The following is a 26,821-nucleotide window of genomic DNA, read 5'->3' as shown; positions in this document are numbered from 1 at the left end:
GGCATGGACGTGTTGATGCAGGAGCTGCGGGCGTTGTTGGCGGGGCGTTCCGAGCCGCCGGTGGACGCGTTGCCGTTCCGCAATTTCGTGGCCCAGACCCGGCAGATTCCCCGTTCCGAGCATGAGCGGTTCTTCGCCGAGCTGCTCGGTGATGTCACCGAGCCGACCGCGCCCTACGGGCTCCTCGACGTGCGAGGCGACGGGACCGATTTGGTCGCCGAGCGGGTGCCGATCCCCGATGAAGTAACCACGGGCCTGCGGCTGGTGTCCCAGCAGCTCGGTGTGAGTCCGGCGACGGTGTTGCATGTGGTGTGGTCGCGGGTGCTGGCGACCTTGTCCGGTCGTGATGACGTGGTGTTCGGGACGGTGTTGTTCGGCCGGATGAATGCCGGTGAGGGCGCAGACCGTGTCGTCGGCCCGTTCATCAACACGTTGCCGGTGCGGGTCCGGACCGGGCAGGTCGGTGTTCGGGCGGCGGTGGAGGGGATGCGGGCGCAGCTGGCGGCGCTGCTGGAGCACGAGCATGCGCCGTTGGTGGTGGCGCAGCAGGCCAGCGGGATCGCGGGCAGTGCGCCGTTGTTCACCTCGTTGTTCAATTACCGGCACATCACCGTCCGCAATGACGGTGAGCGGGAGGATGCCGCTGAGCGGGTGGTGGGGGTTCGTGCGGTGGTGGCGCAGGAGCGGACGAATTATCCGTTGACGGTGTCGGTGAATGATCTGGGTGCGGCCGGGTTGAGTGTGAGTCTGCTGGCGGTGCCGGGCATCGACGCGCAGACGGTCGGCGCGTTGATGTGCACGACGGCCGCGAACGTGGTGTCCGCGCTGGTGGGGGTGCTGGGCGGCGGCCCCGATCCGGCGTTGGCGGCGGTCCCGGTGCTGGATCCGGCGGAGTTTGACCGGTTGCTGTTGGACTGGAATGACACGGGCGGGAATGGGGTTTGGGGGACGGTCCCGGACCGGTTCGAGGCGCAGGCCGCGGCGGCTCCGGGCGCGATGGCGGTGGTGGGTGCGGGCTTCGCCCTGACCTTCGCTGAGTTAGATGCGCGGGCGAATCGGCTGGCGCGGCATCTGGTGGGGTTGGGGGTGGGGCCGGAGTCGACGGTGGCGGTGGCCGCTGGGCGTGGTGCGGGTGTGGTGGTGGCATGGCTGGGCGTCCTGAAGGCCGGCGGCGCCTACGTGCCCGTCGACACCGCCTACCCGGCAGGGCGGATCGCGTTCATGCTCCGGGACGCTGCGGTGTCGGTCGTGATCACCATGCGGGCCGAGCGCGCTGTGTTCGCCGATGCCGGCGTCCCGATCGTGATTCTCGATGACCCGGGCACGGTCGAGCGGTTGGCCGGCTTGGCTGCGGTTGCGCCGGTGCGGGTGTTGCGGCCGGAGCATCCGGCGCAGGTGATCTATACGTCGGGGTCGACGGGGGTGCCCAAGGGCACGGTGGTGCTGCATCGCGGGATCGACCGGGTCGCCACGCACGTGCGGCTGGGTCCCGGTGATGTGGTCAGTCAGCTGGCGTCGGTGTCGTTCGATGCCTCCACCCTGGAGGTGTGGGGCGCGCTCCTCAACGGCGCGGCGGTGGCGGTCGCCGACCGCAGCGAGGTGTCGGCGGCGGAGCTGCGGGAGCTGGTCTCCAGCCACGGGGTGACGACTGTCTGGTTGACGGCGGGGTTGTTCCACGAGGTGGTGGACGCCGATGTGTCGGCGCTGTCCGGGTTGCGGCAGGTGTGGGCCGGTGGGGATGTGTTGTCGGTGGAGCATTGCCGGCGGGTGCTGGCCGAGGTGCCGGGCGTGGAGTTGACGAACGTGTACGGGCCGACCGAGTGCACGGTGTTCACCACCACCCACCTGGTGGATGGTTCGGGACTGGATGCGGGGGTGCCGGTGGGCGGCCCGGTGATGGGCAGCCGGGTGTACGTGCTGGACGATGCGTTGGTGCCGGTGCCGGTGGGTGTGCCGGGTGAGTTGTACACCACGGGTGCGGGTTTGGCGCGGGGTTATGTGGGGCGGGCGGGGTTCACGGCGGAGCGGTTTGTGGCGTGTCCGTTCGAGCCTGGGGAGCGGATGTATCGGACCGGGGATCGGGTGGTGTGGGGCACCGGTGGTGTGGTGCGGTTTGTGGGGCGGGTGGATGCGCAGGTGAAGGTCCGCGGGATGCGGATCGAGTTGGGCGAGGTGCACGCTGCCCTGACCGCGTTGCCGCAGGTGGCGCAGGCCGAGGTGATCGTGCGCGAGGACGTCCCGGGCGACAAGCGTCTGGTTGCCTACATCACCGTCGCTCACTCCGATGAGAATGGTCTGGCGAATCGGGTGCTGGCGGCGGTGGGTGAGCGGTTGCCGGGGTATTTGGTGCCGTCGGCGGTGGTGGTGCTGGAGCGGTTCCCGCTGACGGTCAACGGCAAGGTCGACCGGCGCGCACTACCCGCCCCGCACTACGTCACCGGTACCGGGCGGGCGCCGGTCACGGTGCCGGAAGAGCTTCTGTGCGGGTTGTTCGCCGACGTGCTCGGCCTGGACACGGTCGCGGTCGACGATGACTTCTTCCGGTTGGGCGGGCATTCACTGCTGGCCGCCCGGCTGGTATCGCGCATCCGCACCGCGCTGGGCGTCGAGTTGCCGCTGCGGGCGTTGTTCGACACCCCCACCGTCGCCGGGCTCGCCGAACGGCTGTCCGACGACCCGGCCCACACCCGTGCTCCACTGCGCCCGGCGGTCACGCGCCCGGCGCGGGTTCCGTTGTCGTTTGCTCAGCAGCGGTTGTGGTTCCTGGCCCAGCTCGAAGGACCAAGCCCGACCTACAACCTGCCCACGACGATTCGCTTGACTGGTGGCTTGGACGTCGCCGCTCTCGGTGCGGCGTTGCGGGACGTGATCGTCCGGCACGAGTCGCTGCGCACCGTCTTCCCGACGGTGGACGGCGAGCCGTACCAGCGCATCCTGGACCCGCACGAACTCGACTGGGAACTGCAAGTCCGCCAGGTCACTCCAGGCGAACTGCCCGACGAGGCGGGACAGGCGTCGCGGTACGCGTTCGACCTGTCGGCTGAGATCCCGATCCGGGCGTGGCTGTTCCAGGCCGGACCGGACGAGCAGGTGCTCCTCGTCGTCGTACACCACATCGCCGGCGACGGATGGTCGACCGGTCCGCTAGGTCGAGACTTGTCGGCTGCGTACGCCGCCAGGCTTGGCAACGAGGCTCCGAACTGGGAGCCGCTCCCCGTCCAGTACGCCGACTACACCCTGTGGCAGCGCGACCTGCTCGGCGAGGAGTCCGACCCCGGCAGCCTGCTGTCCACCCAGATCGAGTACTGGCACCGGACACTGGCCGGGATACCAGAGGAACTGGCGTTGCCAGCGGATCGTCCGCGCCCGCCCATTGCCGGCCATCGCGGTCATGTCGTCCCGTTGCAGATCCCGGCCGAAGTGCACCAGCGGCTGGCGGAACTGGCCCGTGCCGAGGGTGTGACGGCGTTCATGGTGTTGCAGGCGGCGCTCGCCGTCACGTTGTCGCGGCTGGGCGGCGGCACCGACATCCCGATCGGCACCGCCATTGCCGGACGCACGGATGAGGCCCTGGACGATCTGGTCGGCTTCTTCGTCAACACGCTGGTGATCCGCGCCGATCTGTCCGGCGACCCGCGGTTCCGCGAGGTTCTGGGCCGGGTCAGGGAGGCGAGTCTGGGCGCGTTCGCGCACCAGGACGTCCCCTTCGAACGACTCGTGGAAGAACTGACTCCGGAACGGTCGCTGGCACGTCACCCGCTGTTCCAGGTGATGCTCACCGTGCAGAACACGGACCGCGCCGCGCTGACATTGCCCGACGTGCGGGCCGGAACCGAGCCGTTGGACGGGTCGGTCGCAATGGCGAGGTTCGACCTGGACATGTCGCTGCAAGAGGTGCTCGACGAACAGGGCCGTCCGGCCGGTTTGCGTGGGGCGATCGTCGGTGCGGCGGATCTGTTCGATCCGTCGACGGTGGCGAGGATCGTGGGCTGGTTCACGCGAGTGCTGGAGATGGTCGCCGCCGACCCTGACCGGACGTTGCGCGCCGTAGATGTTCTGGACGAGGCGGAGCGGCGGCGGCTGCTGGTGGCGTGGAATGACACCGCGGCGGACGTCCCGGTCGGTTCGGTGCTGGAGGCTTTCGACCGGCAGGTGGCCGGTAGTCCGGACGCGGTCGCGGTCGTTGATGGCGATGAGCGGTTCAGTTATGCGGAGTTGGATGCTCGTGCTGGGCGGTTGGCTGGGGTTTTGGCCGGGTTGGGTGTGGGTCGTGGCGCGGTGGTGGGGTTGTGTCTGCCGCGGAGTGTGGATGCGGTGGCGAGTGTCCTGGCGGTGTGGAAGGCGGGTGCCGCCTACCTCCCGATCGATCCGGGCAATCCGGCCGAACGAATCGACTTCCTGCTCACCGATAGCCAGTCAGCCGCGCTCGTTACCACTAAGAGCATGGCCGAGGATCTGCCCCTGGGCGGCCTGCCGGTGATCGCCGTGGAGGACCTGGACGCAGACTCGGCGGTGCCGCCCGTATCGGTGTCGGTGTCGGCTGGTGGGGGTGAGTTGGCGTATGTGATGTACACGTCGGGGTCGACGGGTGTGCCGAAGGGTGTGGCGGTCACGCACGCGGGCCTGGCCAATTACGTGTTGTGGGCGGCGCGGGCTTATGGGGTGGGTCAGGGCGGGGCGGTGGTGCATTCGTCGTTGGCGTTCGATTTGACGGTGACGAGTGTGCTGGTGCCGTTGGCGGCGGGCGCGGTGGTCTCGATCAGCAGGGACGGCGGCGTGGAGGGCCTGGCGGAGGTGCTGCGGGGTGGTGGTGGGTTTGATGTGGTGAAGGTGGTCCCGGCGCATCTTGCGCTGCTGGCGGAGACGCTTCCGGTCGAGGGGTTGGCGGGTGCGGCGCGGCGGTGGGTGGTGGGGGGTGAGGCGTTACCGGGCGCGGCGGTGGCGTCGTGGCTGGAGTTGGTGCCGGGTGCGGTGGTGGTGAATGAGTACGGCCCGACCGAGACGGTGGTGGGTTGTGCGGTGCATGAGGTGACCGCCGGGCAGCGAGGCGTGGGGGTGGTGGTGCCGATCGGGCGTCCGATCGCCAATACCCGCTTGTATGTGCTGGGTGATGATCTTCAGCCGCTTCCGGTGGGGGCGGTCGGCGAGTTGTATGTGGCCGGTCGCGGGTTGGCGCGGGGGTATGTGGGGCGGCCGGGGGTGACGGCGGAGCGGTTTGTGGCGTGCGGGTTCGGTGTGGGTGAGCGGATGTATCGGACGGGGGATCTGGCCAAGTGGACGCCTGACGGGGATCTGGTGTTCCTGGGCCGGGCGGACGATCAGGTCAAGATCCGCGGGTTCCGCGTCGAGCTCGAAGAGGTAGCGGCCGCCCTCCGTGCGCATCCCGGGGTGGCGCAGGTGGCCGTGGTCGCCCGGGAAGACGTCCCGGGCGACGTGCGGCTCGCGGCCTATGCCGTCCCGTCCGATGGCGCTGGCACCGGCGGCGACGGGGACGTTGACGAGGGTGGGGTGCGCGAGTTCGTTGCGCGGAGCCTGCCGGACTACATGGTGCCCGCCGCGGTGGTCGTCCTCGCGGAGTTGCCGCTGGCGGCGAACGGGAAGGTGGACCGCCGGGCGCTGCCCGCGCCGCGGTACTCCACGGGGGCGGGACGCGGGCCGGCCACGCCGCAGGAGGAGATCCTGTGCGGGCTGTTCGCCGACGTGCTCGGCCTCGGCGCGGTCGGGGTGGACGACGATTTCTTCCGGCTGGGCGGGCATTCGCTGCCGGCGGCCCGGCTGGTGTCCCGCGTCCGCACGGTTCTGGGGGTCGAGCTGCCGCTGCGGGCCTTGTTCGAGGCGCCGACGGTGGCGGGGCTGGCGGCCCGCCTGGCCAGGGATGCGACTACGCAGGCGCGTCCGCCCCTGCGCCCAGCCACGCGTCCGGAACGGGTGCCGTTGTCGTTCGCGCAGCGCCGCCTGTGGTTCCTGGCGCAGCTCGAAGGACCGAGTCCGACCTACAACATTCCGATGCGGGTCCGCCTGGCCGGGGACGTGGACGTCCCCGCGCTGCGCGCCGCGCTGCGGGACGTGATCGTCCGCCACGAGTCGTTGCGCACGATCTTCCCTGCCGTGGATGGTGAGCCGCACCAGCAGATCCTCGGCATCGACGACCTGGACTGGGAGCTGCGAACGTCCCAGGTCGCGCCCGATGACCTGCCGGGGGTGCTGCGGGACGCGTCCCGGTACGCGTTCGACCTGGCGGCGGAGGTGCCGATTCGCGCGTGGCTGTTCGAGGCGGGCCAGGACGAGCGGGTCCTCCTGGTGGTGGTGCATCACATCGCCGGCGACGGGTGGTCCCGCGGCCCGCTGAGCCGGGATCTGTCGGCCGCCTACGCGGCACGCGTCCAGGGCATGGCCCCGGCTTGGGAGCCGTTGTCCGTCCAGTACGCCGACTACACCCTGTGGCAGCGCGGCCTGCTGGGCGACGAGTCCGATCCGGACAGCCTGTTGTCCGCGCAGGTCGGCTACTGGCGGCGCGCCCTCGCCGGGGCGCCGGAGGAACTGGCCCTTCCGGCGGACCGCGCGCGCCCGGCCGTCGCGACCCATCGCGGGCATGCGGTGCCGCTGCGCGTCCCGGCGGAGGTGCATGAGCGGCTGGCGGAGTTGGCGCGGGCTGAGGGCGTGACGGCGTTCATGGTCGTGCAGGCGGCGCTGGCCGTGACGCTCTCCCGGCTCGGCGCGGGCGCCGACGTCCCGATCGGGTCGCCGATCGCGGGGCGCACCGACGAGTCGCTGGACGACCTGGTCGGCTTCTTCGTCAACACGCTGGTGATCCGCACCGACCTGTCGGGCGACCCGGCGTTCCGGCAGGTGCTGCGCCGGGTGCGGGAGGCGAGCCTGGGCGCGTTCGCGCATCAGGACGTCCCGTTCGAGCGGCTGGTGGAGGCGCTGGCGCCGTCCCGGTCGATGGCGCGGCATCCGCTGTTCCAGGTGATGCTGGACGTGGCGAGCACCGACCGCGTGACGCTGGATCTGCCCGCGGTGAACACCGCGCCGTCCGGCCAGGACGGGGCGGCTCCGGCGGCGGCGGTCGCGCGGTTCGACCTGGACGTGGCCCTGTCGGAGACCTTCGACGACGGGGGGCGTCCGGCGGGGCTGCGGGGCGCGGTGACGGTGGCGGCGGACCTGTTCGATCCGGCGACGGCCGCCAGGGTCGCGGCGTGCTTCGTCCGGGTGCTGGAGAGCGTGACCGCCGCTCCGGACATCGCCGTCCACGCGGTGGACGTGCTCGACCCCGACGAGCGCGACCTGTTGCTGCGCCGCTGGAATGACACCGCGCTGCCCGTGCCGGGAGGCCGGAGCGTCCCGGAGCTGTTCGAGCGGTGGGCGGCGGACGCGCCGGACGCGACGGCGGTGCTGGCGGGCGAGGTCGAACTGACCTACGGGGAGCTGAACGCGCGGGCGAACCGGCTGGCCCGATGGCTGATCGAGCGGGGAGCGGGGCCGGAGCGGTTCGTCGCGGTGGCGCTGGCCCGCTCGGCGGACCTGCTGGTGGCGCTGCTGGCAGTGGCGAAGTCTGGTGCGGCGTACCTGCCGGTGGACGCCGGTTACCCGGCCGAGCGCCTCGCGTTCATGATCGCCGAAACGGCCCCGGTCGCGATGGTGACCTCGGCGGAGCTGTCCGGTCCCTCGGCGCAGTTGGCCGGTCTCCTGCCGTCCGCCGGGATGGCGGTGATCGTGGACGACCCGGACACGGCCGCGGCGATCGCCGAGCGCCCGGCCGCGGACGTGACCGACGCGGACCGGCACGCTCCGGTGGCGGACGACCACCCCAGCTACGTGATCTTCACGTCCGGGTCCACGGGACGTCCGAAGGGGGTGGTGGTCCCGCGGGCGGCGCTGGCGAACCTGCTCGCCGGGATGCGGGAGCATGTCGCGCTGCGGGCCGGTGACCGGCTGCTGGCGCTGACCACCGTGGGATTCGACATCGCCGGGCTGGAGCTGTTCCTGCCGCTCGTCGAGGGCGCCGTCGTCGTGCTCGCCGGGCCGGAGCTCGTCCACGACCCGGTCGCCCTCGGCCGGACGGTCGCGGACGCCGGGGTGAGCGTCGTCCAGGCCACGCCGAGCCTGTGGCGGTCGGTGCTCGCCGGCGGCCGGGCCGCGCCGGAGCTGGGCGGGGCGCGCGTCCTCGTCGGCGGCGAGGCGCTGCCGGGCGACCTGGCGGACGCGCTGGCGCGGGCGGCCGCCGGCGTCCTCAACGTGTACGGGCCGACGGAGACCACGATCTGGTCCACGCTCGAGCCGGTGGACGCCGGGCGGGCGGCGGAGTCCGAGCAGGCGGGGGAGTCCGGGCGGCCCGGTCAGGCCGCGGCGCCGCCGATCGGGCGTCCGATCGCCAACACGCAGGTCTATGTGCTGGACGCCGGGTTGCGGCCGGTCCCGCCGGGCGTGGCCGGGGAGCTGTACATCGCCGGCCGCGGGCTGGCCCGCGGCTACCTGCGCCGGCCCGGGCTGACCGGGGAGCGGTTCGTGGCGTGCCCGTTCGGCCCGGCCGGGACGCGGATGTACCGCACCGGCGACCTCGTCACCTGGACGGCGGACGGGCGGCTGGCGTTCAACGGCCGGGTGGACGAGCAGGTCAAGCTCCGCGGGTTCCGGATCGAGCCGGGCGAGATCGAGGCCGCGCTCGCACGGCACCCCGGCGTGGAACGGGCGGTGGTCGTCGCGCGCGAGGACCGCCCCGGGGACACGCGCCTCGTCGCCTACGTCGTCCCCGCGGAAGCCGACCGCGACGTCCCCGCGGAAGCCGACCGCGACGTCCCCGTGGACGCCGACGGCGGCAGCGCGGACGCGGGCGGCATATTCGATGCGGGCGCGTTGCGGGAGTTCGCGGCGCGGTGGCTGCCGGAGTACATGGTGCCGGCCGCGGTGGTCCCGCTGGCCGTGCTGCCGCTGACGGCGAACGGGAAGCTGGACCGCCGGGCGCTGCCGGCGCCGGAGTACGCCGCGGGCGAGGGCCGAGGCCCGGCGACGGTGCACGAGGAACTGCTGTGCGGCGTGTTCGCCGACGTGCTCGGGCTCGACTCGGTCGGGGCGGACGACGGCTTCTTCGACCTGGGCGGGCATTCGCTGCTCGCGGTCCGGCTGACGTCCCGGATCCGGACGGTGCTGGGCGTCGAGGTGCCGCTGCGGACGCTGTTCGAGGCGCCAACGGTCGCGGGCCTGGCGGCGCGGCTCGACGAGGAAGGCCCACACCAGAACGGCGTGGACCGGGACGGCGTGGGCCGGGACGGCGTGGGCCGGGACGGTGTGGGCCGGGGTCGCCCGGCGCTGCGGGCGGGGACGCGTCCGGAGCGGGTGCCGCTGTCGTTCGCGCAGCGGAGGCTGTGGTTCCTGGACGAGCTGGAGGGCCCCGGCCCGACCTACAACCTGCCGGTGACGGTCCGGCTGACCGGGGACGTGGACGCCGCCGCCCTCGACGCGGCGCTGCGGGACGTGATCGTCCGGCACGAGTCGCTGCGCACCGTCGTCGCCGCCTCCGACGACGGCGAGCCCTGCCAGCGGATCCTCGACCCGGACGAACTGGACTGGGAGCTGCGGGTACGGCGCGTCCAGGCCGGTGAGCTCGCCGGAGCGGTGGCGGAGGCGGCGCGGCACGCGTTCGACCTGTCCGCCGAGGCGCCGATCCGGGCCTGGCTGTTCCAGACCGACGCCGATGAGAACGTGCTCGCGGTGGTGATGCACCACATCGCCGGCGACGGATGGTCCATGGGCCCGTTCGGCCGGGACCTGTCGGCGGCCTACGCGGCACGCGTCCAGGGCACGGCCCCCGGCTGGGAGCCGTTGCCCGTCCAATACGCCGACTACGCGTTGTGGCAGCGCGACCTGCTGGGCGACGAGTCCGACCCGGACAGCCTGCTGTCGGCGCAGGTCGGCTACTGGCGGCGCACCCTCGCCGGGGCGCCCGAGGAACTGGCGCTGCCCGCAGACCGTCCCCGCCCGGCCACGGCCGGGCACGGCGCGCACCGCGTGCCGATCCAGGTGCCGGCCGAGGTGCACCAGCGGCTGGCGGAGCTGGCGCGGGCCGAGGGCGTGACGGCGTTCATGGTGCTGCAGGCGGCGCTGGCGGTGACGCTGTCACGGCTCGGCGCGGGCACAGACGTCCCGATCGGGTCCCCGGTCGCGGGCCGCGCCGACGAGGCGCTCGACGACCTGGTCGGCCTCTTCATCAACACCCTCGTCATCCGCACCGACCTGTCGGGCGACCCGGAGTTCCGGCGGGTCCTGCGACGGGTGCGGGAGGCGACCCTGGGCGCGCTCGCGCACCAGGACGTCCCGTTCGAGCGGCTCGTCGAGGAGCTGGCGCCGTCGAGGTCGCTGGCGCGCCATCCGCTGTTCCAGGTGATGCTGACGCTGCACAACAACGAGCGCGCCGGACTGGACCTCCCCGGCCTGCGCGCGGGAAGCGGCGGGTCCGCCGTCGGCGACGCCGTCGCGGCCCCCGGCAGGTACGACTTCTTCGTGACGATCCGGGAGGTGCACGACGAGCGGGGCCGTCCCGCCGGTCTGCGCGGCGACGTGACGGTGTCGGCGGACCTGTTCGACGCGCCGTCCGCCGGGACGATGGCGGGCCGGTTCCTGCGCGTCCTGGAGACGGTCACCGCGGCGCCGGACGTGCCGCTGCACGCCGTGGACGTCCTCGACGACCGCGAGCGCGACCTCGTCCTGCACGAGTGGAACGACACGGCCGCGGGATCGGGGACGGACGCGACCGTCGTCGAGCTGTTCGAGGGGTGGGCCCGCTCCGCGCCCGAGTCGGTCGCGGTGGTCGCCGACGGGACGGAACTGACCTACGCCCGGCTGGACGCGGCGGCGAACCGCCTCGCGCACCGCCTGCGCGGCCTGGGCGCCGGTCCGGAGTCGGTGATCGGCCTGTGCCTGCCGCGCGGCGCGCAGACGATCACCGCGATCCTGGCCGCCTGGAAGGCCGGGGCCGGCTACCTCCCCCTCGACCCCCGGACGCCGCCGGAGCGGATCGGCTTCATGCTCGCCGACAGCGGAGCGCGGCTCCTGCTGACCGCCGGACCCGTGCCCGGCGACCTGGCCGCGGCCCTCCCGGACATACCGCTCCTCGCCCTGGACGACGACCTGCTTGAACCGCCCGGGCACCCGGTCACCGCGCCGCCGGTCACTGCGCCGCCGTCCGGGCTGGCGTACGTGATCTACACGTCCGGGTCGACGGGGGAGCCGAAGGGCGTCGCGGTCACGCATGGATCGGTGGCCAACTACGTCGCGTCGGTCTCGTCCCGCCTCGGCTGGTCCGGCGCGGGCGCGCGCTACGCGCTGCTGCAGCCGCAGGTGACGGACCTCGGGAACACGGCGGTGTTCACCAGCCTCGCCACGGGCGGGCAGCTCCACGTCCTGGACGAGGACGCCGTGACCGACGCCGAAGCGGTCGCGGACTACCTGGACGAGCGGCGCATCGACCACGTCAAGGCGGTGCCCTCGCACCTGGCCGCGCTGACCGCCGCGGCCGGGACCCGGCGGATCGTCCCCGGACGGTCCATCGTGCTCGGCGGGGAGGCGGCGCCCGCGGCGTGGGTCGGCGAACTGGTGCGGGCGGCCGGGGAGCGTCCCGTCCACAACCACTACGGGCCGACGGAGACCACGATCGGGATCACCACCGCCGAGCTGACCGCCGGCCGGGCCGACGAGGGCACGGTGCCGATCGGCGCGCCCATCGCCAACACCTGCGTCTACGTCCTGGACGACGGTCTCGGCCCGGTGCCGCCCGGCGTCGTCGGCGAGCTCTACGCCGCCGGCGCCCCGCTCGCGCGCGGCTACGTGAACCGTCCCGGGCTGACCGGGCAGCGGTTCGTCGCCTGCCCGTTCAGGTCCGGCGAGCGCATGTACCGGACGGGCGACCTCGTCAGATGGACGCCCGACGGGCAGCTCGTCTTCGTCGGCCGGGCGGACGAGCAGGTCAAGATCCGCGGATACCGGGTCGAGCCCGCCGAGATCGAGGCCGTGCTGCGCGCCTGCCCCGGAGTGGGGCGGGCGGCCGTGATCGCCCGGGAGGACACGCCCGGCGAGCGGCGGCTGGTCGCCTACATCGTCCCGGCGGACGCCGGCGCAGCCGTCGAGGGCGTCCGGGAGCACCTCGCGCGGCTGCTGCCGGAGTACATGGTGCCGACGGCCGTCGTCGCGCTGGCCGAGCTGCCGCTGACCGGCAACGGGAAGCTGGACCGCAACGCGCTGCCCGCCCCCGGGCGCGGGACGGGCGAGGCCGCCGCCCGCGAACCGGCCGACGCGAACGAGGCGGCCCTCTGCGAGATCTTCGCCGAGGTGCTCGAACGCGACACCGTCCAGGTGGACGACAGCTTCTTCGACCTGGGCGGCCATTCCCTGCTCGCGATCCGGCTGCTCGCCCGCATCAGGGCCGGGCTCGGCGCGGAAGTCAAGATCCGGACCCTCTTCGAGGCGCCGACACCGGCGCGGCTCGCCGCGCGGCTGGGCGCACCGCCCGGCGGCCGGAGGCCGGCCCGTCCCGCACTACGTCCGATGCGTAAGGAGAATCAGTGATGATTCCGTTGTCGTTCGCGCAGCGGCGGCTGTGGTTCCTGAACCAGCTGGAAGGGCCGAGCCCGACCTACAACCTTCCGCTGGTGGTCTCGCTCTCCGGGGACCTGGACGTCGCGGCGCTGGACGCGGCGCTGCGGGACGTGATCGTCCGGCACGAGTCGCTGCGCACCCTCTTCCTGGTCGACGGCGGCGAACCGTACCAGCACATCCTGGAGCCGGGAGAGCTGGACGACTGGGAGCTGCGGGTGCGGCGCGTCCCGTCCGGCGAACTGGCCTCGGCCGCCGAAGAGGCCGCGTGGTACACGTTCGACCTGTCGGCCGAGCCCCCGATCCGCGCCTGGCTCTTCCAGACCGAGCCCGACTCTGAGACCGAGCCCGGAGCCGAAGGGGAGGAAAGCCTCCTCGTGGTCCTGGTGCACCACATCGCCGGCGACGGCTGGTCGATGGCGCCGCTCGCCCGCGACGTGTCCGCCGCCTACGCGGCCCGCCTGCGCGGCGACGCCCCCGGTTGGGAGCCGCTGCCCGTCCAGTACGCGGACTACGCGCTGTGGCAGCGGGAACTCCTCGGCGAGGCCGACGATCCCGACAGCCTCCAGTCGGCGCAGCTCGGCTACTGGCGCCGGCAGCTGTCCGGCGCGCCGGCGGAACTGCCGCTCCCGGCGGACCGGCCCCGCCCGGCGGTCGCCACCCACCGCGGGCACTGGGTCCCTCTGGAGACGCCGGCCGCGCTGCACCGGCGGCTCGCCGACCTGGCCCAGGCGGAGGGCGCCACCCCGTTCATGGTGCTGCAGGCCGCGCTGGCGGTGCTCCTGCACCGCCTCGGCGCGGGCGCCGACGTCCCGATCGGCGCCGGGGTCGCCGGCCGCACCGACGAGGCGATGAACGACCTGGTCGGCTTCTTCGTCAACACCCTGGTCGTCCGGACGGACCTGTCCGGCGACCCCGCGTTCCGGGACGTCCTCGCCCGCGTGCGGGAGACGACCCTGGACGCCCTCGAACACCAGGACGTGCCGTTCGAGCGCGTCGTCGAGGAACTCGCCCCCGCCAGGTCGCTGAGCCGCAGCCCCCTGTTCCAGGTGGCGCTGACCGTGCAGAACACGAGGCGCTCGGCGCTCGACCTGCCCGACGTGCACGCCCGCGGCGGGGCCGCGGCCACCCACCGCCCGGCGACCGTGCCGGTGAAGTTCGACATCGACGTGGTCGTGGGCGAGGCGTTCGACGAGACGGGCCGCCCGGCCGGGCTGCGCGGATCGGTGACGGCCGCCGCCGACCTGTTCGACCTGGCCTCGGTCGAGGCGATCGCCCGCCGCTGGATCCGCCTGCTGGAGACGGTGACCGCGGATCCCGGCGTCCGGCTGCACGCGATCGACGTCCTGGACGACGGGGAGCGGGACCGACTCCTCCACGCCTGGAACGACACGGCCGCGGACGTCCCGGCCGCGACGGTGGTGGACCTGTTCGAGCGGCACGCGGCCACCGCCCCGGACGCGCCGGCGATCGTGGGCGACGGCGTCGAGATCTCCTACGGACGCCTCGACGCGGCGGCGAACCGCCTGGCGCACCACCTGCGCGGCATGGGCGTCGGCCCCGAATCGGTGGTCGGGCTGTGCGCGCCGCGCGGCGCCGACCTGGTCACGGCGATCCTGGCCGTGTGGAAGGCCGGGGCCGCATACCTGCCGATCGACGGCCGGACGCCGGTGGACCGGGTCGCGTTCATGCTGGCCGACAGCGCGGCGCGACTCGTCGTCGGAACCGCCGAAGCCCTGGACGACCTGCCGGCGGGCCGAATCCCGATGGTGGCGATGGACGACCCGACGGTCGCCACCGCGCTGGCGGCCAACCCGGACACACCGCCGTCCGCTGCAGCACCGAATTCGTCGGGGCTCGCGTATGTGATCTACACGTCGGGTTCGACGGGCAAGCCGAAGGGCGTCGCGGTCACGCACGCGGGCGTCGTGAACCTGGTGTACGCGCAGGCGGAACGGTTCCAGGTGGACACGGCCTCGCGCGTCCTGCAGTTCGCGTCGGCGGCCTTCGACGCGGCGGTGTCGGAGGTCGCGGTCACGCTCTGCACGGGCGCGGCCCTCGTGGTCGCTCCGGCGGACGACCTGCTACCCGGCGCCGGCCTGGCGGACGTGATCACCGGACACGGGGTGACGCACGCCACGCTGCCGCCCGCAGTGCTCGGCGCGCTCGACACCGGCGACCTGGCCCCCGTGCGGACCCTGGTGTCGGCCGGCGAGGCATTAGACGCGGGCCTGGTGGAACGCTGGGCCCCCGGCCGGCTCATGATCAACGCGTACGGCCCGACGGAGTTCACGGTGTGCGCGTCGATGTCGGACCCGCTGACGGCGGGCGACGTCCCGACGATCGGCACGCCGATCGCCAACGCGCGACTGTTCGTCCTGGACGACAGGCTCGCCCCCGTCCCGGCGGGTGTGACCGGCGAGCTGTACGCCGCCGGGGCCGGGGTGGCCCGCGGCTATGTGGGACGTGCGGCATTGACGGGTGAACGCTTCGTCGCATGCCCGTTCGGCGCGTCGCCCGGGGAGCGGATGTACCGCACCGGAGATCTCGCGAGGTGGACGCCCGACGGGCGGCTGGTCTTCGCCGGCCGCGCGGACGAGCAGGTCAAGGTTCGCGGGTTCCGCATCGAACCGGGCGAGATCGAGACCGTCCTGCGGGACCACCCGGACGTCGCCCAGGCCGCGGTCGTCGCGCGGGAAGACGTCCCCGGAGACAGGCGGCTGGTCGCCTACGTCGTCGCCACCGACGTCGACGTGGACGTGGACGTGGACGTTCTGCGCGACGCCGTGGCGGCACGGCTGCCGGAGTACATGGTCCCGGCCGCCGTCGTGGCGCTGCCGGAGTTGCCGCTGACGGTGAACGGGAAGCTGGATCGCGGGGCGCTGCCCGTCCCCGACTACGGCTCCGGCACCCGGACGGGACGAGGACCGACCACGGTCCAGGAAGAGATCCTCTGCGCGGCGTTCGCCCAGGTCCTCGGCCTGGACTCGGTCGGCGTCGAGGACGACTTCTTCCGGCTGGGCGGGCATTCGCTGCTCGCGGTTTCGCTGGTGGAGCGGTTGCGGACGCACGGCATATCGGTCTCGGTACGCGCCCTGTTCGAGTCGCCGACCCCGGCCGGGCTGGCGCGGGCGGCGGGCGCGGCACCGGTGGAGGTCCCGGAGAACCTGATCCCGGCGGGTGCGCGGGAGATCACGCCGGGGATGCTGCCGCTGGTGGAGCTGTCGCAGGTTGAGATCGACCGGGTGACGGCTGCGGTCGATGGCGGCGCGGCGAACGTGGCGGACATCTATCCGTTGGCACCGCTCCAGGAGGGGCTGCTGTTCCACCATCTCCTGGCCGATGGTGGCGTGGACGCGTACGTGGCGATGCGGGTGGTGGAGTTCGACTCGCGGACGCGGTTGGAGGAGTTCGCGGGCGCGGTGCAGCGAGTGGTGGACCGGCACGACATCTACCGCACGGGCGTGGTGTGGGAGGGGCTGCCGGAGCCGGTTCAGGTGGTGTGGCGGCACGCGATGCTCCGCATGGTCGAGCACACCCTCGACATGGGTTCCGCTGATCCGGCGGGCGCATTGCTGACCGAAGTCGGCTCGGCGATGGATCTGGACCGTGCGCCGCTGATGGATCTGCACGTGGCCGAGGTAGGCGATGGCCGGTGGTTGGGTTTGGTGCGGATGCATCACCTGGTGCAGGACCACCTGGGCATGGACGTGTTGATGCAGGAGCTGCGGGCGTTGCTGGCCGGACGTTCCGAGCCGCCAGTGGACGCGCTGCCGTTCCGCAATTTCGTGGCCCAGACCCGGCAGGTTCCCCGTTCCGAGCACGAACGGTTCTTCGCCGACCTGCTCGGTGATGTGACCGAGCCGACCGCACCTTATGGGCTCCTCGATGCGCAAGGTGACGGCACCGAGGTAGCAGCCCACATGGTGCCCATCGCCGACGAGGTCGTACTCGGGTTACGGGACGTGTCCCAGCAGCTGGGTGTGAGTCCGGCGACGGTGTTGCATGTGGTGTGGTCGCGGGTGCTGGCCGTGTTGTCCGGTCGTGATGACGTGGTGTTCGGCACGGTGCTGTTCGGCCGTATGAACGCAGGTGAGGGCGCAGATCGTGTCGTCGGGCCGTTCATCAACACGTTGCCGGTGCGGGTCCGGACGGGGCAGCTCGGCGTGCGGGCGGCGGTGGAGGGGATGCGGGCGCAGTTGGCGGCGCTGCTGGAGCATGAGCACGCTCCACTCGTGGTGGCGCAGCAGGCCAGCGGGATCGCGGGTAGTGCGCCGTTGTTCACTTCGTTGTTCAATTACCGGCACATCACCGTCCGCAACGACGGTGAGCGCCAAGACGCCGCCGCTGAGCGGGTGGTGGGGGTGCGCGCGGTGGTGGCGCAGGAGCGGACGAATTATCCGTTGACGGTGTCGGTGAATGATCTGGGCGCGGCCGGGTTGAGTGTGAGTCTGCTGGCGGTGCCGGGCATCGACGCGCAGACGGTTGGCGCGTTGATGTGTACGACGGCCGCGAACGTGGTGTCCGCGCTGGTGGGGGTGCTGGGCGGCGGCCCCGATCCGGCGTTGGCGGCGGTCCCGGTGCTGGATCCGGCGGAGCATGACCGGCTGCTGCTCGACTGGAATGACACGGGCGGGAATGGGGTTTGGGGGACGGTTCCGGACCGGTTCGAGGCGCAGGCCGCGGCGGCTCCGAGCGCGGTGGCGGTGGTCGGTGCGGGTGTCAGGTTGACGTTTGCTGAGTTGGATGCGGCGGCGAATCGGCTGGCGGGGTATCTGGTGGGGTTGGGGGTGGGGCCGGAGTCGACGGTCGCGGTGGCCGCCGGGCGTGGCGCCGATGTGGTGGTGGCATGGCTGGGCGTGCTGAAGGCCGGTGGCGCCTACGTGCCCGTCGATACCGCCTACCCGGCAAGGCGGATCGCGTTCATGCTGCAGGACGCCGCCGTGTCCGCCGTGATCACCACACAGGCCGAGCGAGCGGTGTTCGCCGATGCCGGCGTCCCGATCGTGATCCTGGACGATCCGGGCACGGTCGAGCAGCTGGCCGCCTTCGCCGCGGATCCGCCGGTGCGGGTGTTGCGGCCCGAGCATCCGGCGCAGGTGATCTATACGTCGGGGTCGACGGGGGTGCCCAAGGGCACGGTGGTGCTGCATCGCGGGATCGACCGTGTCGCCACGCATGTGCGGGTGGGTGCGGGTGATGTGGTCAGTCAGCTGGCGTCGGTGTCGTTTGACGCCTCCACCCTGGAGGTGTGGGGCGCGCTCCTCAACGGTGCCGCGGTCGCGGCGGCGGAGCGTAGTGAGGTGTCGGCCGCTGAACTGCGGGAGTTGGTGTCGGCGTTCGGGGTGACGACCGTGTGGTTGACGGCGGGGTTGTTCCACGAGGTGGTGGACGCCGATGTGTCGGCGCTGGCCGGGCTGCGGCAGGTGTGGGCCGGCGGTGACGTGCTGTCCCCTGAGCATTGCCGGCGGGTGCTGGCCGAGGTGCCGGGTGTGGAGTTGACGAACGTGTACGGGCCGACCGAGTGCACCGTGTTCACCACCACCCACCCGGTGGATGGTTCGGGACTGGATGCGGGGGTGCCGGTGGGCGGCCCGGTGACCGGCAGCCGGGTGTACGTACTGGACGACGCGTTGGCGCCGGTGCCGGTCGGAGTGCCCGGGGAGTTGTACACCACGGGTGCGGGGTTGGCGCGGGGTTATGTGGGGCGGGCGGGGTTTACGGCGGAGCGGTTTGTGGCGTGTCCGTTCGAGCCTGGGGAGCGGATGTATCGGACCGGGGATCGGGTGATGTGGGGTTCCGATGGCGTGGTGCGGTTTGTGGGGCGGGTGGATGCGCAGGTGAAGGTCCGCGGGATGCGGATCGAGCTGGGTGAGGTACACGCCGCCCTGACCGCGTTGCCGCAGGTGGCGCAGGCGGAGGTGATCGTCCGTGAAGACGTCCCGGGCGACAAACGCCTGGTCGCCTACATCACCGTCGCTCACTCCGATGAGGACGGTCTGGCGAATCGGGTGCTGGAGTCGGTGGGCGAGCGGTTGCCGGGGTATTTGGTGCCGTCTGCGGTGGTGGTGCTGGAGCGGTTCCCGTTGACGGTCAACGGGAAGGTGGATCGGCGCGCGCTTCCGGCACCGGAGTACGCCACCGGTACCGGGCGGGGACCGGTCACGGCGGCGGAAGAGATCTTGTGCGGGTTGTTCGCCGACGTGCTCGGCCTGGACACGGTCGGGGTCGACGATGACTTCTTCCGGTTGGGCGGGCATTCGCTGCTGGCCGCCCGGCTCGTGTCACGCATCCGCACCGCGCTGGGCGTCGAGTTGCCGTTGCGGGCGTTGTTCGACACCCCCACCGTCGCCGGGCTCGCCGACCGTCTGGCCGACGACTCGGGCCACACCCGTGCTCCGCTGCGTCCGGCGGTCACGCGCCCGGAGCAGGTGCCGTTGTCGTTCGCTCAGCAGCGGTTGTGGTTCCTGGCCCAGCTCGAAGGCCCAAGCCCGACCTACAACATTCCGATGCCCGTCCGGTTGTCAGGCGACGTGGACGTCACCGCACTGGGTGCGGCGTTGCGGGACGTGATCGTCCGGCATGAGTCGCTGCGCACCGTCTTCCCGACGGTGGACGGCGAGCCGTATCAGCAGGTTCTCAATCCACAGAACTTGGACTGGGAGCTGCAGGTTTCCCAGGTCGCGGCCGAGGAGTTGCCGGAGGCGGTGGGGCAGGCGTCGCAGTATGCGTTCGATCTGTCGGCTGAGATCCCGATCCGGGCGTGGCTGTTCCAGGCCGGACCGGACGAGCAGGTCCTGCTCGTCGTCGTACACCACATTGCCGGCGACGGATGGTCGCGTGGTCCGCTGGGCCGCGATTTGTCGACCGCGTATGCGGCGCGAGGACGTGGTGAGGCTCCAGGTTGGGAGCCGCTCCCCGTCCAGTACGCCGACTACACCCTGTGGCAGCGCGACCTGCTCGGCGAGGAGTCCGATTCCGAGAGCCTGCTGTCCGCGCAGGTGGAGTACTGGCGGCGGACTCTGGCCGGAGCACCGGAGGAGCTGGCGCTGCCGGTGGACCGCTCGCGTCCGGCAGCGGCGAGCCATCGCGGTCATGTTGTGCCGTTGCAGGTGCCGGCTGAAGTGCACGAGCGGTTGGCAGAGCTGTCGCGGGCCGAAGGCGTAACGGTCTTCATGGTGTTGCAGGCCGCGCTCGCCGTCACGCTGTCGCGGCTGGGCGGCGGCACTGACATCCCGATCGGCACCGCCGTCGCGGGACGCACCGACGAGGCCCTCGACGACCTGGTCGGCTTCTTCATCAACACGCTGGTGATCCGCACCGACCTGACTGGCGACCCGCAATTCCGGGATGTGCTGTCCAGGGTTCGCCGGACGAGCCTGGACGCGTTCGCGCACCAGGACGTCCCCTTCGAACGACTTGTAGAAGAACTGACCCCGGAACGGTCGCTGGCACGTCACCCGCTGTTCCAGGTGATGCTGACCCTTCAGAACAACGACCGCGCCACGCTCGACCTGCCCGGACTCCGCACAGGCGGCGCGGGTACAGCGATGTCTGCGCAGACCACGGCGTCCGCAAAGTTCGATCTCGATGTGGTGGTGGGGGAGACCTTCGACGAGGAGGGACACCCGGCCGGGTTGCGCGGGTCGATCACCGTCGCGATGGATCTCTTCGACGCGAGTTCGGCCGAGGCCATCGCCCAGCGCTGGATTCGAGTGCTGGAAAACGTGACCGCCGCCCCGGACGTCACCCTGCATGCGGTGAACGTTCTGGACGCCGCCGAGCGGGACCTGCTGGTCGCGGGTTGGAATGACACGGCGTCGCCGGTGTCTGGTGTGTCGGTTGTGGGGTTGTTCGAGCGTCAGGTGGTTGCGGTTCCGGGTGCGGTGGCGGTGGTGGCCGATGGCGTGGAGCTGACCTACGCCGAGTTGGACGCTGCCGCGAACCGCGTCGCGCATCATCTGCGCGATCGCGGTGTGGGCCCGGAGTCGACGGTCGCTCTGCGTCTGCCGCGCAGCGCCGAGATGATCGTGGCGATGGTGGGGGTGTGGAAGGCGGGTGCGGCGTATCTGCCGATCGACCTGGGGCTTCCGGGCGAGCGGGTGGATTTCATGCTCGCCGACGCCGCCGTGGACCTGGTTCTGACATCGGAGGGCTTGGCGGACCCGCGGATCGCGGCGATGCCCGACCTCGCGCCGCAGGTGGATGTGGATCCAGTCTGTTTGGCGTATGTGATTTACACGTCGGGGTCGACGGGGGTGCCGAAGGGTGTGGCGGTTGCGCATTCCTCCCTGGTGAACCTGGTGGGGGTGTTCGGCCGGGTGATGGGTGCCGGGCCGGGCACGGGGGTGCTGCAGTTCGCCTCGTTCGGATTCGACGCCTCAGTACTGGATGTCGCCGTCGCGTTGTCGAGCGGCGCGACCTTGTGGATCGCTGGCGAGGAGCACCGGCGCCACCCGCAGCGACTCCGCGAACTGTCCGGTGTGCAGGCGGCCAGTGTGGTGCCGTCGCTGCTGGGTGTGCTGGATCCGGATGATCTGGCGCACGTCGACACGTTGCTGGTGGGTGCGGAGGCGATCAGCGAGTCGGCGGCGCGGGCGTGGTCTGCGGGTCGGCGGTTGGTGAACACCTACGGTCCGACCGAGGCCACAGTGATGGTGGCCGCGGGTGAGGTGGATGCGGATCGGTCAGGCCCGGTGCCGTTTGGTCGTCCGATCGCCAATACCCGCCTGTTTGTGTTGGACGAGGCGCTGGCCCCGGTTCCGGTGGGGGTGGCGGGCGAGCTTTATGTCGCGGGTAATGGACTGGCCCGGGGTTATGTGGGGCGTCCGGGGTTGACGGGTGAGCGGTTTGTGGCGTGCCCGTTCGGCTCGGGCGAGCGGATGTATCGGACCGGAGACCTAGCCAGGTGGACGGACGACGGGCAACTGGTGTTCGCCGGGCGCGCAGATGAGCAGGTGAAGATTCGAGGGTTCCGGGTCGAGCCGGGTGAGGTTCAGGCCGTCCTCCAGCAGCACCCGGACGTGGATCAGGCCGCGGTGGTCGTGCGTGATGACCGGTTGGTCGCTTACGTGGTCGCCGATCTTGAGGTGGAGGAGTTGCTGGGGTTTGCGGCGGCGCGGTTGCCGGAGTACATGGTCCCGGCCGTCGTGGTGCTGCTGCCGGAGTTGCCGTTGACGGTGAACGGGAAGTTGGATCGTGGGGCGTTGCCTGCGCCGGAGTTTGTGTCGGGTGTGGGGCGGGGTCCGGTGTCGGTGCAGGAGGAGGTCCTGTGTGCGGTGTTCGCGCAGGTCCTCGGCTTGGACTCGGTCGGGGTGGAGGATGATTTCTTCCGGTTGGGCGGGCATTCGCTGCTGGCGGTTTCGCTGGTGGAGCGGTTACGCGCGCGGGGTGTGCGGGTGTCGGTGCGGGCGCTGTTCGAGTCGCCGACCCCGGCGGGGCTGGCACAAGCATCCGGTTCCGATTCGGTAGAAGTCCCCGAGAACCTGATCCCGGCGGGTGCGCGGGAGATCACGCCGGGGATGCTGCCGCTGGTGGAGTTGTCGCAGGCTGAGATCGACCGGGTGACGGCTGCGGTCGATGGCGGCGCGGCGAACGTAGCCGACATCTATCCGCTGGCGCCGCTCCAGGAAGGACTCCTTTTCCACCATCTCCTGGCCGATGGTGGCGTGGACGCGTACGTGACGATGCGAGTAGTGGAGTTCGACTCGCGCGCGCGGTTGGAGGAATTCGCGGGCGCGGTGCAGCGGGTGGTGGATCGGCACGACATCTACCGGACGAGCGTGGTGTGGGAGGAATTACCGGAGCCGGTTCAGGTCGTGTGGCGTAATGCTGCGCTTCCGATGGTCGAGCACACCCTCACGACCGACTCGACCGATCCAGCAGAAGCGTTGCTGGCCCTCGCGGGGTCGGCGATGGATCTGGGTCGCGCGCCGCTGATGGACCTGCACGTGGCCGAGGCGGACGATGGCCGGTGGCTCGCCTTGGTACGGATGCATCACCTGGTGCAGGACCACCTGGGCATGGACGTGTTGATGCAGGAGCTGCGGGCGTTGCTGGCCGGACGTTCCGAGCCGCCGGCGGACGCGCTGCCGTTCCGCAATTTCGTGGCCCAGACCCGGCAGGTCTCCCGTTCTGAGCACGAGCGGTTCTTCGCCGAGCTGCTCGGCGATGTCACCGAGCCGACCGCACCCTACGGGCTCCTCGACGTGCGAGGTGATGGCTCGAACGCCGTCTCCGGCGTCCTTCCGATTCCGGATGACGCGGTCGCAGGGCTGCGGCAGGCGGCGCGGCGGCTCGGAGTGAGTCCGGCGACGGTGCTGCATGTGGCGTGGGCGCGGGTGCTGGCCACCCTGTCCGGACGCGATGACGTCGTGTTCGGCACGGTCCTGTTCGGACGGATGAACGCAGGTGAGGGCGCAGACCGCGTCGTCGGCCCGTTCATCAACACGCTGCCGGTGCGGGTCCGGACGGGGCAGGTCGGCGTCCGGGCCGCCGTGGAGGGGATGCGGGCGCAACTAGCGGCGCTGCTGGAGCACGAGCACGCCCCACTCGTGGTGGCGCAGCAGGCTGGTGGCATCACCGGCAGCACGCCCCTGTTCACCTCGCTGTTCAACTACCGGCACATCGCGACCCAGCGTGGCGAAGGGCAGGACGGGCCAAGCCCGGTCGAGGGGATCCGGACGGTCGTCACCCGGGAGCGAACGAACTACCCCCTGAACGTCGCGGTCAACGACCTGGGCCCGGAGGGTTTGAGCCTGAGCGTCCTGGCGGCCGATCCGATCGATCCACAGGCTGTGGGCCGTCTGCTGTGCACCGCGGTCGAGAACGTGGTCACCGCATTGACGGATGCGATGGACGACGATCGCCGGGATCCAGCGCTGAACGCGGTGGCCATCATGAACCCCGAAGAGCGTGACCAGTTGCTCTTCGACTGGAACGACACCGCCGCCGAGGTCGCGGACGCGACGCTGGTGGACCTGTTCGAGCGGCAGGCGACGGCCTCCCCAGACGCGCCGGCGGTCGTGGGCGCCGGTGTCGAGATGTCGTACGCCCGGCTGAACGCGGCGGCGAACCGCGTGGCCAACCGTCTCCGGGCTCTTGGTGTGGGCGCGGAGTCGGTGGTCGGGGTGTGTCTGCCTCGTGGTGCCGATCTGATCGTCGCGGTTCTGGGGGTGTTGAAGGCGGGGGCGGCGTTCCTGCCGATCGACACCCGGAACCCGTCCGAGCGGGTCGCGTTCATGCTGGGCGACAGCCGGGCCCGGCTGGTCCTGACGGGTGATGACGCTGAAACCGGGGGCCTGGTCGGCGACGACATCGGGGCGGTGAGGCTGGACGACCCGCAGATCGCCACGATGCCCGACACCGCACCGGATGCTTCGATCAACGCATCGGCACTGGCCTATGTGATCTACACGTCGGGGTCTACGGGCACCCCCAAGGGTGTGGCGGTCGCGCACGCTGGGGTGGTCAATCTGGTCGCCGCGCAGCGGGAGCGGTTCCAGGTGGACCCGGACTCGCGCGTCCTCCAATTCGCCTCGATCGGCTTCGACGCCGCCGTATCGGACGTGTTTGTCGCGTTGTGCTCGGGCGCGTCCCTCGTCATGGCTCCGGCGGACGAGCTGCTGCCGGGCGGCGGGCTCGTCGATGTGGTGGCGCGGCATGCGGTGACGCACGCGAAGCTCCCGCCCGCCGTCCTGGCCGTGCTGGACGAGGACGATCTCGCGTCGGTGTCCACGCTGATGTCGGCCGGTGAGGCGCTGGACGCGGGCCTGCTGGAGCGGTGGGCGCCAGGTCGGCGGTTCGTCAATGTGTACGGTCCGACGGAGTTCACGGTGTGCGCGTCGATGTCGGACCCGCTCGCGCCGACCGACGTCCCGACGATCGGGACCCCGATCGCCAACGCGCGCCTCTTCGTCTTGGACGACAGGCTCAACCCGGTCCCGGCAGGCGTGACCGGCGAACTGTACGCCGCCGGTGCCGGGGTGGCCCGCGGCTATGTCGGACGCCCGGAGCTGACCGGCGAACGCTTCGTCGCGTGCCCGTTCGGCGCGTCGCCTGGGGAAAGGATGTACCGCACCGGCGACCTGGCCCGCCGGACCCCGGACGGACGGCTGCTGTTCGCCGGCCGCGCGGACGACCAGGTCAAGATCCGCGGGTTCCGCATCGAGCCGGGCGAGATCGAGACCGTCCTCGGAAGCCATCCGCATGTCCGCCATGCCGCCGTCGTCGCCCGCGAAGACACCCCTGGGGACAAGCGGCTCGTGGCCTACATCGTCCTCGCCGATGACGCCACGGCGGACGACGGCGCGGTGCGGGAGTGGGCGGCGCGGAGGCTGCCCGACTACATGGTTCCCGCCGCCGTCGTGACGCTGCCCGAACTGCCGCTGACCGCCAACCGGAAACTCGACCGCAAGGCACTGCCGGCTCCCGGCTACGGGTCCGGCGCCGCGGCGGGGCGGGGCCCGGCGACGCCGGAGCAGGAGATCCTCTGCGGGCTGTACGCGGACGTGCTGTCCGTGGACTCGGTCGGCGTGGACGACAGCTTCTTCGACCTCGGCGGACACTCGCTGCTGGCGGTCCGGCTGGTGTCCCGGATCCGCACGGTCCTGGGCGTGGAACTGCCGTTGCGGACGCTGTTCGAGGCGCCGACGGTCGCGAGCCTGGCCGCCCGCCTGGCGGAACCCGGGCTTGACCGGGCTCGCACGCCGTTGCGAGCGCGCACGCGTCCGGAACGGGTGCCGTTGTCGTTCGCGCAGCGGCGCCTGTGGTTCCTGGCCCAGCTTGAGGGGCCGAGCCCGACCTACAACATCCCCGCGGTGATCCGGCTGACCGGGGACGTGGACGCCGCCGCCCTCGACGCGGCGTTGCGGGACGTGATCGTCCGGCACGAGTCGCTGCGCACCATCGTCACCGCCGTGGACGGCGAGCCGTACCAGCACATCGTGGACCCGCAGGACCTGAACTGGGAACTGCAAGCCGCGCAACCGCAACCGCAACTTGGTCGGCTGTCGGAGGCCGTGGCCCGGGCGTCGCGGTACGCCTTCGACCTTTCCACCGAGGTGCCGGTCCGGGCGTGGCTGTTCGAGAGCGGGCCGGACGAGCGCGTCCTCGTGCTGGTGGTGCATCACATCGCCGGCGACGGCTGGTCGCGCGGCCCGCTGGGGCGGGACCTGTCGTCGGCGTACGCGGCGAGAACCCGGGGTGAGGCTCCGACCTGGGAGCCGCTGCCCGTCCAGTACGCCGACTACACCTTGTGGCAGCGCGAGTTGCTGGGCGAGGAGTCCGAGCCTGGCAGCCTGCTGTCCACCCAGCTGGAGTACTGGCGGCGTGCCCTGTCCGGCGCACCAGAAGAGCTGGCGTTGCCGGCGGATCGTCCGCGCCCGCCCGAAGCCAGCCATCGCGGCCACGTCGTCCCGTTGCAGATCCCCGCCGAAGTGCACCAGCGGCTAGCAGAACTGGCCCGTGCCGAAGGTGTGACGGCGTTCATGGTGTTGCAGGCCGCGCTCGCCGTCACGCTGTCGCGGCTGGGCGGCGGCACCGACATCCCGATCGGCACCGCCGTCGCCGGACGCACCGACGAGGCCCTCGACGACCTGGTCGGCTTCTTCGTCAACACCCTCGTGATCCGCACAGACCTGTCCGGCGACCCGCGGTTCCGCGAGGTTCTGGGCCGGGTCAGGGAGGCGAGCCTTGGCGCGTTCGCGCACCAGGACGTCCCCTTCGAACGACTCGTGGAGGAGTTGGCTCCGTCCCGGTCGATAGCGCGCCATCCGCTCGTCCAGGTGATGCTGGGTGTGGAGAACACCGACCGCGCCGCGCTGAACCTGCCCGACGTGAGCGCCGGGGCCGCGCGGCTCGACGATCGGGCCACGGTGCCCGCGAAGTTCGACCTGGACGTGTCCCTTCAAGAGGTGCTCGACGAGCAGGGCCGCCCGGCCGGGATGCGCGGCGCGGTGACCGGCGCGGCGGACCTCTTCGACGCCGGGTCGGTCGAGGCGCTGGTCCGGCGGTGGACGCGAGTCCTGGAACGCGTGACCGGTGCCCCGGACATCCGGGTGAACGCGGTGGACGTCCTCGACGCCGACGAACGCGACCTCCTGCTGAACCAGTGGAACGACACCGCGACGCCGCCGGCCGCCGCCGAAACGGTGATGGACCTGTTCACCGCGCAGGTGGCCCGGACTCCGGACGCCGCGGCGGTCACGTCCGGGGACACGACTGTCACGTACCG

At 71.7% G+C, this 26,821-nt stretch carries 2 protein-coding genes (both only partly in view); both read left to right on the top strand.

The window, feature by feature from the left end:
* Positions 1-12,561, top strand: partial view of a non-ribosomal peptide synthase/polyketide synthase gene (locus ACH35V_RS25735; protein WP_395975746.1) — the 3' portion only. 29,127 nt of this gene lie to the left of the window's left edge; 12,561 of the gene's 41,688 nt are visible here — the last part of the coding sequence; the start codon falls outside the window, past its left edge; its stop codon occupies positions 12,559-12,561.
* On the top strand, positions 12,561-26,821 hold the start of the coding sequence (locus ACH35V_RS25730) for a non-ribosomal peptide synthase/polyketide synthase (RefSeq protein WP_395976284.1). The gene runs 18,625 nt beyond the window's last position; only the first 14,261 of its 32,886 coding nucleotides appear in the window; it begins with the start codon at positions 12,561-12,563; its stop codon lies off the right edge, out of view. The genes ACH35V_RS25735 and ACH35V_RS25730 overlap by 1 nt, the downstream gene beginning before the upstream one ends.

The organism is Actinomadura sp. 1N219 (assembly GCF_044326405.1).
Classification (GTDB): domain Bacteria; phylum Actinomycetota; class Actinomycetes; order Streptosporangiales; family Streptosporangiaceae; genus Spirillospora.
This window is presented reverse-complemented; position numbering and strand designations above follow the sequence as displayed.